We start from the raw sequence: 13,204 nt of genomic DNA on the forward strand, positions 1-13,204 counted from the left end.
GCACATTCAGATCACGACCAGAGTCAGCGAGTTTTCAGCTGCTCCCACAGGATTGTTCACTATTGCCTTGACATCGACAGAGCCCGTTGCCGTGGGTTCATAAACCACTTTTGACCATCCCTTCTCATCGCTGGGAGTTCCTCTCAACGGCACACCCTTAACGGTCCAGAACACGCTCATGCCCACGACTGGCTCGCTCAGAATAGTTACGACCTGAACCTTGATTGTCACGGGCTTGCCCACTTGACCAATGAGCGGTGACGCATTAATCAAACGCAAGATAACGCTCGGCCGAGCAAGCACGTTGATCTTCCGTGTTACCGAACCTGTGGCCAGATTCAGTGAAGCCTCCAGTTCAAACTCCCCGACTTCAGCAGCCAGAAATGTTGCTTGAGCAATCCCGTACTCGTCGGAAATCGATGTGGGCAGCGATTTACCGGCGTATCGCCAGTTGACTGGCAGGTTTGTTGCGGGTGTGCCTCCGGAGTGGATATTGACGACTGCCCAGGCGTTCACCTCATCTGCGCGATAGATCATGGTCCTGTCGCAATTGAGCGATTCAATAATCGGCAGTTGCCCGCTATAAGCCAATACAGCCATATCCCAACCGCCAAGCCCCCCTTCAACCGTTGCCGTTAGAGCACCATCCCCTTCATTCAAAACCTTGTGAGTCCAATCTGCGATACCCGCGGAATCGGTCACCGAACTCACGACGTACCCGGCAAACTCCCACGTCACGGTCACTCCTGCCAAAGGTAATCCGGTGAGCGTAGAAGTTACTTTGGCCTTCGCCTGCGCTTGAGCTTCGTCGGCAGGCTGGCGTGAGTCGGACGACTCATAAAGCTCGGCGATCCGCCTCGGTTGCGCGAGGAAAAGACCCATTGCAATCGAAGCCGAATTGACAGTATCGCCAACCGTTGCGATGACTTGACTGTTACCTGGAGTTGTAGGAACAAAGCGTACCGACGCCCTTCCGTAAAAATCGGTCTCGGCATCCAGAACACCCAGGTCAGGGTGCGTGAACGTTACCAAGACTCCTGACATCGGTTTTCCACTGATGGATGATACGACCTGGATGGCCTCCTCGAAGACATCGCACCAAAGAAGCTGCGCACCGGCCTTGGTGGCCGACGAGCTGATTTTCATCACCCGCGAACCTGTACCCTGCGACATCGCATTGGTCGGCGACAGCCTTGCCAGCCGCTCGGCGGAGAATCGCAACGCAAAACTGCCGTCCGTTAGATTTCCCGCGCGCAACTCAAACCTCGCCATTGCGTTGGTGACGACCTGCGCCACGCCCAGCTCTGGCTCATAGCTATTGCCCAGGGTTGATGGTGCAGTGCCGATATGACCCAGACGTACGGTTTGTCCCTCGAACTCCTCCGGGAAAAACGCCACGATACTGTGAATGCCATTGCGGCGGGGAAACCCCGTGGCGCTGCCCCAAACCTGACTGGTCTGGCCATCGAAGCTGACCTTGACCCGCGGCCACAGATCTTCTGCCAGCGGCGTGAATGTGGCGTTTCGCTCCTCGGTGGAACTGTCGTAGGGGCTGAGCAAAGTCGCCCGCACCGTATGCACGCCGGCGCTCACTGGCAGAACGGCAAAACCGGAGTTTCCTTCGCTGTCGGTGTTGACCGCTACGGGGTCACCGCCAGAGCGCCATGACACCGGCACATTGGCAGCCGCCTTCCCGGTAAAACGCGATACCACATTAGCCCACGTCCAGGCTCGATCCAGATCCACTACCGGGTCCACCGGTGATTCCACTATGTAATTGAAACTCAGGGCATTATTTGCCAGAACCATGGGAGTGACGGGGGCGACGAATGCCAATTGAGGCAGATTTGCAGCGAGCGCAAAGTCGCCTGCCGTCTTGCTGCCGCTGAAGCCAAGCTCCCAGATGGCGCCCTCTGCACCCAGCGGTTGCGATTGCGTCAAGGGCGGACTCACGGTCGCATCCAAATCGCCGTCAGGCGTTCCCGACCAGTCCAGCTTTGCTGACAGGCCCACCAGCGGACTTAGCTCATTGAGCCAGACGGTAAACCGATGATCCGCACCGAGGCAGGGATAGAGTTTCTGCCCGTCAAGTGCTGCCGAGACGCGATCCAGTCTGACGCCAAGCTCTCGGGTCAGGTCCTGATTGATGAAACGCCCGCACAACTCGCGATCGTCTGCAACGTCGTCGGCTCGCAAACGCAACTCAAAGGATCTGCTCAGACTTTCGGCGGCGCTGGAGGACAGGGTCCATGTCAATCCATCAGCCCCCAGCAGGAAAGAAACGCCGAGATCAGCCGGGTTCAGACCAATCAGTGGATCGCCCTCTCGCCAATCCAGACTGATGCGTTTGCTGCCGATCCATGGGCTGCCAGCAACTGGACTGACCTTCAGCACATGTGTCTGTCCATGCCGGCAAACCAATCCTATGGTCTGGAGATCGATTGCTTCGCCGTCCATGGTTAATGTCACATGCGCCTTCCAGATGCTGGTGGCAATCGCCTTCACGACAAATTCCATCTCGCTCGGCTCGGCTTCTTCGTGAGCCTTGATGGTGGCAGTTACACGATGGTCTCCCGCGCCTCCAGGCTGATGGCTATGACTGGCCCAACCACCGGTGCCTGTCAGGGTCCTCGTCACGCTCCCATCCGGCTTTTTCCAGAAAACCAGCGCTCCCTCTACCGGGCCACTTGGTCCTGATGCCGTCTTGTGCAATACCTGCACCCACATCCGTGCACTTTCGTTTTCACCTACCACGCAAGTTCTGTCAGGCCCTCGCACCTCACCAGGTATAACGTCATTGCGCGCCAGCGACATGGGTTTGGCAGGCGAGCTTTCCAACAGATGCGCAGAGCTCAGTTGCAGCGAAAACCGGCCATCCTGTCTGTCCTCGTTATCCAGACGATATTCAAGTATTCCATCCGGACCTACACGAGCGGCTGTTTCGAGCGGTGGCGAAACGGTAACACCCAATTTATCGGCAGGTTCACCAATCCAGTGCAGCCTCACATCGGTGTCCCAGAGAATCTCAGGGAAGCGGATCCGCAAGTCGTACACTGTCCCGCGGTTGGGGTATCCCTTCTGCTCCCAGGGCTGCGCTACTCCCCTGCACATCCAGCGTGCAAAGCTCCTTCAGCGGGTCGGTCGCCAATACCTTGACCTCAAAGACGTGAGTTACTACACCGCCGAGGTAATAGAGACTTTCGACAGAGGTTTCGATGCGCACAACGCCGGCTGCAACCGGTACATGTTCAAACCATGCCCAGCCCTCACGGTCGGTCGTCGTTGTCTGCCTGTTCCTCTTCGGCGCAGGCTTGGCGCGCGTACCTGTTATCTTCCAGCTGACCTTTTTCCCTTGCAGTGCCTTTTGGGTGTAATACGAGCCCACACGGACGCCAACCCTTATCGTTTGGCCATGCTCGAGAACCACGTAATGCGCTGCGTTTTCGAACTGGAGAAACTTCAAACGGTGATCACCCAGCGAGACGGAAATGTCCAGCACGGGGGCGTTGAACTCGTTCGCTAAGCGCAGAGTGAAAAGATAGGGGCGGTCGCCGTCGATCTCCGGGCAATCGAAACGCCAAAAGTCATCCAGCGGTTTGTCCCTGCCACAGTCTGGATCGGCGACAATTGCGCCCTGAGGATTATTTTCGATAGTCAAGGAAGCCTGCGTCCCTCGCCAGGCATCATCCTGCGCGTGCACACATCTGAATCGGTGCGAAAGCTCGCCGAGGGCTCCAAAGCACAGCGGCACAGCCCGCTGGAGTGGAAACTGTTTCCCATCCAGCTCAAATGTTTGTACCTGCGTCGCCGGCAAATGCAACTGCAGGTCAAGCCCGGTGATAAGCAGCGACGAGGTAAAGTCACCTTCTTCGTTGCCCGGACTGATGACTTCGACTCGAAGTATGTTTTTGTCCTCAAGGGGCAATGTCACATCCACTTCGTATGCGCGCGGTTCGAATATCGGGGCCAGACCATTGTTCTCGTCCACAAGGTCGGCCTGCCGATCACGAAGTGGCCCCGCCAGCAAAGCAATTTCCTGCTTTTCGGGGGATCCTTCCACGCTGAGTATCAAGCGGCCGTCCTCACTGTGATTCATCACATTGAGACAGCTCAAGACATACCTGACGTCGATTCCGGCACTCTTGGATAACGTCATCCGTTGAGAAACGGATGCGCCGTCGGAAGCGGAAAGCACGCGTATCTCGTCGCCGTTTGCACATTCAAAAGCCTTCGTTATAAGGTTCGACGGTTTGACCGGTCCTCTTGTCCAGCTTTCGAGCCCCAGGGAAAAATCACCATTGCGCAGCAGATTCCGTAATGCCCTGACGTCGTAATCAGACATGACGCTGACTCCGTTTGGCCTTGCGCTTACTGGCGGTCTGCATCGCTTCTGTTACCAGATTTTCCACGGCCAGCCGGAACGGCGCCTCACCGGCCTTGGCCGTATAACGTATGGTGATGATGATGTCGGTGATGGACGCGAGCAGAGCAGCCTGCGCGGCCAGGCTCCACCACGGAAATTCGATGGACCACGATGAAACGACTCCCGTACATGCAAAGGTGCGAAGCAAGCCCGCGTCCTGCTCATCCGCCACGCGTCCATCATCCCTGACGCCCTCGGAAATTCCGATCTGTTGTCCTGGGCGCACATTGACCACCATGCCTGCAGGTGGATTCTGGTCATTGGTTCCGTGTAGAAAGTCCACCACTCGCGGCGATGGGCTGATGACGGTTCGACTGCCGTTCTGCCTCACAGTGGCGACAGCACACTCATACGGCGCAAGCAGTACCGGGAGGTCCACTTCAACCGATTGAATCAGACGGCAATATTCACCGGGACTGCCGCGGTTAAGATTCAACTCTGTCACTTCGAATGCCAGCCGGCCGGTGGTCTGCAACTTTTGCAACGCCTTGGCCCAGGTGGGTGCATCGAGCTGAGGTTCGACGTCATCATCAAAGAGCTGGCGCAAGGAAATGATCTTGATTCGCTCGATACGCCGCTCATAGCTCTGCAGGTGATCGCGCTCGATGTTCATCAGAAAGTTATTGAGGTGCTCGGCAGCCGCCAGACCATGATGTTTCTCCGACCATGGCTGAGGCAAAGCCGGCCGCGAGTCGTAATCGCCGGTTTGCGCAGCGCGCGATGCCAGCACACTGAGGCACAGGCTGCGCGTGGCATCATAAGCCTGGTAATACAGCGCCTTGAGCTGTGCCAGCAACCAGTCGTACAACTGGCTGTGAGTGCTGCGTTTCTGCAAGAAGTCGTAAAGCGCCAACGCTTGGCGATTTGTCTGCAATACCAGTTGCTCGCTGGCCCGGGCCGCTTCCACTGCAATTTCCTGCGCCTTGATCTGCTCGTCAAGCGCCGACAGTTCAGCGAGCGCGAGGTTGCGCTGCATTCCCCATTCGCGGCGACGCAGACGATAGCCTTCAGCCACTGCTCTCTTTTCCGCGTCTGCCGACTTGCCCATGGACGCAATTTGCATACCACGGGCAACGGCATGGCCCACAGTTTCAGGAAACATATTGCCGAAGGACATACCAGCGATTTTGGGTACGAGGGCCATTGCCGCTGCGGTGACCTCCATGGCCGTCGACGCCTGATTGAGTTGTTTGGCGGCGAGAATGTCATCCATGATCCGGTACTCTTCAGCACTTACATTTTCAGTGAACCACTCGGACAAACCATCGTAACGTTGCTGCACCGCCTCGCGACTTTGCTGCAACGCTACCAGCGTCGCTTCCATTTGAGCGATGGACTTTTCCTGAATGGCCTTTGTCCATTCGCCTTGCTCAACCAAATGCCGTTGCTGTATCTCAACCTGTTGTGCTGTATCGCGCTGTTCCAGAAAGCGCAGCACCCGGTCGCCGAACTCCTTCAACATCTGCACGGAGCGCAGCGCGAACTCGAATGTCACTCGCCAGTTATAGGCATTGACGACTGCCCCCCCGCCCATTGGTCTGGGGCCGGCGTTGGGTCCAGCAGCCAGATCACGTAACAGTTGCGCAGGATCACCCGGTTGTTCATACAGCGGCAGGTAAAGATCCTTGCCATCAATGCTCAACCAATTGCGCAAGTTGTTTAGACGACGCTGCGGCAGTTGGAACAGCGCCGTCAAGCGGTCATTGGTCGGGAACTTGAACGGCCCGCTCGCAAGCATGCCCATCGATGGTTTGAAACGGGCAGAAGGAGGTACGTCTGCCAGGGAATAAATCAGAGCACGTTCAAATGCCTCCAGCCCCGGGCGTGTCCTGCTGTTTTCAAGTAGCGCCCCGAGCGATACCGGTTGCCAGTCCGTCACCGAACGCGCTGAAGGCGGGTCGCCCATTAGCTCTTGGGCCTGCAGATAACACTCTTTGGCGAGCACCAAACTGTCCCGCGTCTGTTGGCGGTAATACCAGTCACCTTCTTCGATCAGGTTCTTGACGAATTCGATGAAGGTCAGAATCCTGAAATGTCGCGGGTTCGAGTACGCAACTGCGTATGGGTCGTCCTCTGTAAGGCACTCATGGCCGACATTGCCTTTCTGCACCAGCGGGCGGCATCGCCAGTAGTCCGGTTTGGCGGGAGAACTCTTCGTCGTCGATGGGTCAGCAATGGCTTGCGGGTCGAACACCCTGCGTAACCAAAGATCGGACTCGCGATAACGGTTCTCTTCGCGAAGGCGGGCGGCCACCAGATGATGCAAATAAAAAAACAGCTCCCAAAAATACAAGCCGTTGGCCCCGTCGAATGCACCGTTTGGCTCATTGACCTCTCCGGCTTCGGAAGCCGGTTCAACCAGGAACTGCGTCGTCCAATCGAACAAGGCATCCAGCGAAAAGTTGGCAAGGGCGGCCAGATGCGGGGCGAACAACGAGTTCAGGCGCACCCGCGCCAAAGTGTCCGGCTTGTTGAATGCCAAAAACTGCGCCGCGTCGTTTCGGTTCTTTTCCAGCACAGCAGGGTCGAAGCGCGCGATGCCCGTCATGGTCAACACGAATTTTTTTCTACCGTAACCTGTAGAGGAGTCGCTGGCGCCGAAGGTGAAAGTGAGGGGTGTGAGAAATCCACCGGCCGCACGCGTGTAAGTCAACGATACAGTCTGCCATCCGCCCAGCCCCGGGAATGAGCCGGTAATTATTTCTGGGTCTTGGCCTGACCCAGGGTTGGTCAGTGTCAAATCAAAATTGACGTTCGCCGCGCTCCCCTGGCTGTTCGTTTTGCAAAAGCCCTGAACAATCAGCTTGTCTCCCGTGGAGTGGGTGAGCAGGATGGCGTGCAATCCATAGAACTCAGTCAGCGTCCCCTTCACTTCGTCCGAGGCTTCAACCTTCGGCAAGCTTTGCTCAGTCAACGAATGCTGGACGGTCAGGACGCTGTCGAAACGTTCCGCCAGAATTTCCAGCCAGCCGCCCTCATACCAGGCAACAGGGCGAAACAGCGCATCGAGCAACACTGGAGTCGCTGCCTTGGCACCGTTGAAGAACAATACGCCCAGACAGCCGTTGGGATGACTTTTGCTGACCTGAACCGTGGCGATCAAGCGACTGCCAAGAGCAGGAGGCGTATCTGGATAGGATATGTTTTGCAGATTCGTTGTAGGCGACCAGTCGCCATTCTGAGACCTGAAAGCAAGGTTGATGCTCAACTTGTAGGGAACATATCCTTCCTGGTCCTTCCCAAGCTCGTCTGCAAGTTCAGCCCAGACCAGACAAGGCCGACCATTCCAGAACACCGGACGCATATCCAGTACCGTTCCGGTAACCCCGACATCAATGGGTGCCCATGGCCCCCATGCCGCCGGACTGATTGCAGCACAGCTCGGCGTCAGTTCGATTTGCGCCTCGCGCCAGAAGTATCGGTAAGGCGCCACTCGCTCACGACCGATAAAGAAATAGCGTCCCTTCACAGCCGAGTCGCCGTGCAGGAAAGCACTGATGACTTCCAGATTGCAGAACCCTTCAAAGGCTTTCAGATAGTTGCGAACGGCAACCGACACCGAATCGGTACTGAGCCGTGTCTGATTCAGATCGGTCATCAGCGTCAGGAACAACTGCGTCATGCCCGGCCGCACGAACGGTGTCATGTAGTTTTCCGGATAGATCAAAAGCATCTGCAATGCCGACCAGTCCGAATAGCTTCTGTAAAGCTCCCAGCGCTTGAGATCGTCTTGAGGAAACCGAGCTGTCACATAGCCCGGCTCAAGCCGCTGATAGGCGGCGTGGACGAACTTCTGCGCACAGCTGATCCCCTCGGCGCCACGTGCGCTGGGCACCTTGGGACTGTCCTGCGTGTCCAGACGCAGCAATTCATCAAGATGCTCAGGTTTTTTGATGTTGTGATACCGGTGACGTGTTTTATCAGCGAAGTAGCTCACGCAGAATTCCGTGAGCGCAATGCGATATTGGTTGTTCAGGTCGTCGATGATGCTTTGGCTCATGATCCTTGCTCCAGTCATACGGGCTGCGCGGACATCGTGTTTAGCGAGGACGGACGGCAGGTACAAATTCAATCCAGTCGAAGTCCACGCTGTCCCCGTCAGGCATCGAGGTAGAGGTCACGGTAAACCTGAACTTTCCTCCCGAAACGCTGGAGACGAAGGCCCGGGCGAAGCCGTCCTGAGTGGTGAGCCTGGCCGCCTTGATCACCGCCTCGACCTTGCGCGAGGAATTTTCGCCATAGGCCTGTACGGTCCACTGCACCGGCCTGCTCTTGCCCCGATTTTTGAATGCATCCTCAAGTACGGCGGACAGCTCGACAGTCTGCCCCGCAGCGACCCGGGTTACCGGCACTTTGGACATTAACGGCGGCGGGAAAACCAGAGTGGCGACGTCATCGGTCAACTGGACGGGATCCGCTTCCTGCGGTGAAAACAGCTGCACCCAGAACAACAGCCGCTCCGTCCCCATGGCTTTGCCTGGCGTATATATTGCCTGGGCCACCCCGTCCGGATCAGTTACCGACGTGACCACCGTGCCAAGGCTGGCCTGTCCATGAATGGCCACTCCGCTGAGCGGCTCGCCGTTCTGATCAGTCAGGGTAATAGTGATCACGATCGTGTCGGAGCTGCCGGCGACCACCGTGGTCTTGTCCGGCACGATCTGCATGTTGACGAGCGGCGCACGCAGCTCGTCGGACGGGCGAATCGCTGGCGCCGTTTCCGTCAGACTCAACAAGGCGCGTTCGGCAACATCCTTGTAAACAGCTTTGTCCGTAGCCCCATCGACGGTCCTGGGCAGCGTACCCAGCAGGAAAACAGTCAGTGCATCCATCCCGGTATGTCTGGCCAGTTCGCGAACCCGGACCAACAGATCCAGTTGTTCAAGGTTCTTCAAAAGCCTGTGTATCGGATCGATTCGCCCGACACACTCGTGCACTTCCTGCTCGCTCCAGTCAAATAACCGTGCCAGCCACACTACTGACGCTTGTTGCGCCAGACGCAGAGCGTCCTCGGACAACTTGTCGGGATCACCCAATTCGTTGACCTGCCGCAGATAGTCAAGCAAATCCGTATGTGGCGGTTCGCTGATCTCGAAGGCGTGGGCCAAAACTGACAGGTAATACACCGTGGACATGACGACGGCGTGGCGATCGACTTGCTTCCACCACACGTTGATGCCGTAATCGAGCAGCTCGCTGAGTGTTTCGAGACTCAGGTCAAGTTCGCTCACAATGGCGCTGCGCCGACGCACTTCAGCCAACAACTTGAAGAGCGGATCGAGAGGTTCGCTGCGCAATGGCAGTGGCAGCATCCACTCCTCGGCCATGTGTTCGACAATACTTGTCAACAACTTATAAACGGTAGAATTCGCCCAGCTCAAAACCCGCAGCGACCGCTCCGCATCCAATTCGGTGTATTGCGCCAGACACTTGCCAGCGATCGACAGCTGCGCGTCACGCGCCTGCAACAGAACAGTCAGCATGATCTCGACGATCGGAGCACGCACGCTGCTGTCCTCGTTCAATCCTTCTTCCACCGCCTTGTCGAGCTCCTGCCTGGCGAACATCAGGTACTCGGCCTCGCAGCCATCGTAAGACTTCACCAGGCCCTGTGGGTCTGTCAGTGAAGGCATCAATTCTCTCCAGTCCCTGCCAGGCAACTCTCTCACGCCATCCCTCAGGAAGGAGGCGTTGGTCAGCAGTGCCTTGTCCAGCAAGTCATGGATCAAACCGAACAAACGCTGCTCAGGCTCGGATGCCTCATTGCTGACCTCTGGAGCCGTCACTTGTTGCAGCATCCACGGCACCGGCAGGTTGCGCGTCTGGCACCAGTAGCGACATGAGACCAGTGCCGAAACAAGATCGAGCACATCAGGTACTGTGTTTCTGGTCTCGCGGTTTTTCCTGATTGCCGGTATACCCGCCAGACCGTTGACCCACGCTTCCCCGCCCAGCACCGTGAGCATCGACAAACCTTCAACCGGGGTCATGTTCAACAGACGTGGCAGTTTCACCAGTCGGTAAAACGCCGATAGAATTTCGGGGCTGCGCTGTAGCTTGTTGGTCAGGCCATGGGCACGGGCAATCGCCTGCGCCAGATACTGGTAGGTTTGCAGGTCGATTTTCAACGCGCTGCAGATTCGGTTGACCGTGAGTTCCGATACACCTGGCGCCAGCAGCAAGGGAAAATCGCCGCCATCGATAACCAATGGCTCACGGTAGTTTCCCAGGACGTTATTGAATATCTCATCAAACTGGGATGGGGCCTGTCCGCGCCCATAAAGCGACATCTTGTCGATAAACACGGCGAAATCCGCAGCCTTGCATCCATAACCTCTACGCAAGGTCTGAAACAGCCCAAGCGACTGCACGGTCTTGTCGGTAATCCAGATGTCAGGCGGTTCAGGGTTCTCAGCGTCTCCTGCGCGCTCCGCATTGAAAGCGGCTACCAACAACAGATCAACTTGCTCCGGACTCACATCCAACCACAGATCCAGCCGCCGTTTGCGGTTCATCCGGTCGTAGGTTTCAGGGTGTATGTTGGGAAGTTTGCTCAATCGAGGGGAGAAGTTCAGGTAATCGATATCGAGGGCAGGAGGCTTGCCAGCATTGATGAAAACAGAACCGGAACGCTCGCTTTCATGCGTGGCGGACTCTTCATAGACATGGACATTGTCCGATCGCGTCGGCGCGTAGCTACGCAGCGACAACGAGGCTGCGATTGCCTCGCTATCCTGCCGGGTTCGCGCGCCGAAGAACTTCGCTTCATTGAGGCTCTGAAAATCCACCCCGTGCAGCCCGTAGTTCTTCGCGTAAAACGCCTCTTTGGTGTCCTGGTCGGCGTCATCAGTAACAGGATCCTCGGTCAACAATGCCCGCTGAAACGGCCCCAACTCCGAGGCAAGTTCCAGTGCACGACCGCCATCCTCATCCCACGCGTCCGGTTGAAGAAAGTTGGGGTACTGGGCACTTGTCCAGCGCGAAAAATGTCCGACTGACAGACCGTGATGAATAACAACCGCGTTGATTGTTGCCCAATGTCGGTAGTACGGCAGCCCATAAGGATGGCGCCGCTCGATCATTTGTTCATCCAGATCCGCCCCGTCGGTGTGCTTGGCGATGAATGCTTTCAGGACATCGAGGATGATGTCGACGGCCGAGATCGTCTTGTTCATCGCGTTGTGATCAATCATCAACGCTTCGATGTCGGGACGACGCTCATGGATAAAGAGTCTGCCGGTATCCGGATCGAGATCACCATACGGCTCGATATTGTCTCGGACCCAGGTCCAAAGCTGTACCAGATACCCCACCACACCCGTTGAATCTTCCAGAGCTCCGACCGGCGCGTATTCATGAAAATTCGTGGGAAACAAAAGCTCGTAACTGGGCCCCGTATTGAAGCCACCCTCGTACGGTGATGGTGTGGTCTCGCCGGTCAATAACTGTTCGATATAGCGCCGGCGCAGGTATATCGCCAGTGCATTGGCGCGCAACAGAAATTTTTGTGCATATTCGATGCTGAGTCCGAAATCTTCGGCCAGCCGGACGGGACCTTTTTCCACCAGCGGAAAAATCGAGTCACCACGTTCCAGATACGCTTTCAGTGCGGCAAATTTCTTGTACCTGGCCTGTTTGCCAAATACCTGCTCAAACAGCTCCACGCTGGGGCGCTTCGAGTTTTTTGCCTTAGCCATATGGACACCCTTGAGCAGTAAGTTTGCGATGGTGGAACGTTGCCGACATTCGTTGGAAGAGCCTATTCAACGCTACTGAAACCCAGCCGACCACTGTAATAACTGACAGGTTTGATGACCATTCGTCGAGATTAGGTGCGGCATTGGCTTTGCGGGCCTTTGGGGGCTACTTCGTATTGACCTCTAAATCAAAAGGCAACGATTCGATCCAGCCACCCGCATTGTCGGGAAGTTTCTGTACGAGCTGGATGTCATGAGTCCCTCCTTGCCAGTCGCGTGTCGTCATTTCCCAATGCTCGTTCACTATTATTACCGGGGGTGGCGCGGTGCCTCCCGGGCCAGTCTTGATGGTCATACTCACCGTTGCGTTGGTCCAACCCGCGCCGGAAATTTTCACTTGCCCATCAGGTAGAGTTTCCTGGGTAATTTCCTTGAGCTGATCGGGGCGGACAAACAGATCAAATGGGGCGGAGCGATTTGAAGGCTCACCCCAAAGAAACCTTTGGCTGGCCACGATCGAGTGACGACCGGGCTTTAAATACATTGTTATCTCCCATCTCCCCTCCTTGACGAGCGCTGGAACCGGATAGAGCAATTCGTCGGTCAAATCTCGCCAGACACTGACCCAGCACAGAGAACTAGCTTCACCCCCGATAACGAATGTCTGATCCACAGGTTTCTCCGTAGGCTTGTCAATCGTCGGTGCAGGCAAGGTGGGCGGCGTGTATTTAAAGGTCGCTTGGTAGCTGACTTCGGTGGAAAGTTCGCAAGAGTCTGCATACTTGCAAACCAGCGTCACCTCTCCCCATTGAGGCTTGAGTATGACCCACCAGATACCGTTGTCTTGAAGTGTCACAGTGTCGACATGACGTCTCGTGCCATTTTCCACTCGGTACAATTCGACAGTTTGCGCTGTGTGCGAAAAGGTCTCTCCCCTGCCCCAGATCGAGTATCCATTGGCTTCAATGACATCTCCCTCTCGCGGGTACTCGATAGTGGGTGGACTGTCGACCTTGCTGTTGTCGCTTTTCACACCGGACATAAAGTTGCGCTCCTCGCTGAGGTTCCGTTTGTGGAATGTGAC

At 56.4% G+C, this 13,204-nt stretch carries 5 protein-coding genes; all 5 read right to left on the reverse strand.

Annotation, left to right across the window (positions count from 1 at the left end; translation table 11 throughout):
• Positions 1 to 6: 6 nt before the first annotated feature.
• Positions 7 to 3,045, reverse strand: coding sequence for an Ig-like domain-containing protein (locus tag HU724_RS22180; protein WP_186567636.1), 3,039 nt, complete (start codon positions 3,043 to 3,045; stop codon positions 7 to 9).
• Positions 3,026 to 4,342, reverse strand: coding sequence for a hypothetical protein (locus tag HU724_RS22185; protein ID WP_186567634.1), 1,317 nt, complete (start codon positions 4,340 to 4,342; stop codon positions 3,026 to 3,028). The genes HU724_RS22180 and HU724_RS22185 overlap by 20 nt, the downstream gene beginning before the upstream one ends.
• Positions 4,335 to 8,423 carry a Tc toxin subunit A-related protein gene (locus tag HU724_RS22190; RefSeq protein WP_186567632.1) on the reverse strand — a complete coding sequence of 1,363 codons (4,089 nt, stop codon included), beginning with the start codon at positions 8,421 to 8,423 and terminating at the stop codon, positions 4,335 to 4,337. The genes HU724_RS22185 and HU724_RS22190 overlap by 8 nt, the downstream gene beginning before the upstream one ends.
• 40 nt (positions 8,424 to 8,463) lie before the next feature.
• The gene (locus HU724_RS22195) at positions 8,464 to 12,120 is read right to left on the reverse strand and encodes a Tc toxin subunit A (RefSeq protein ID WP_186567630.1); all 3,657 of its coding nucleotides are present in this window, start codon (positions 12,118 to 12,120) and stop codon (positions 8,464 to 8,466) included.
• A gap of 166 nt (positions 12,121 to 12,286) precedes the next feature.
• Positions 12,287 to 13,162 (reverse strand): hypothetical protein, encoded by an 876-nt coding sequence (locus tag HU724_RS22200; protein ID WP_186567628.1) that lies wholly within the window; start codon positions 13,160 to 13,162, stop codon positions 12,287 to 12,289.
• Positions 13,163 to 13,204: the final 42 nt, after the last annotated feature.

Source organism: Pseudomonas iranensis (assembly GCF_014268585.2).
Classification (GTDB): domain Bacteria; phylum Pseudomonadota; class Gammaproteobacteria; order Pseudomonadales; family Pseudomonadaceae; genus Aquipseudomonas; species Aquipseudomonas iranensis.

What these genes read in the sequence shown, in the direction of transcription:
- HU724_RS22185 (WP_186567634.1), bottom strand. Translation starts at nt 4,342, where the DNA reads ATGTCTGATTACGACGTCAGGGCATTACGGAATCTGCTGCGCAATGGT.
- HU724_RS22190 (WP_186567632.1), bottom strand. Translation starts at nt 8,423, where the DNA reads ATGAGCCAAAGCATCATCGACGACCTGAACAACCAATATCGCATTGCG.
- HU724_RS22195 (WP_186567630.1), bottom strand. Translation starts at nt 12,120, where the DNA reads ATGGCTAAGGCAAAAAACTCGAAGCGCCCCAGCGTGGAGCTGTTTGAG.
- HU724_RS22200 (WP_186567628.1), bottom strand. Translation starts at nt 13,162, where the DNA reads ATGTCCGGTGTGAAAAGCGACAACAGCAAGGTCGACAGTCCACCCACT.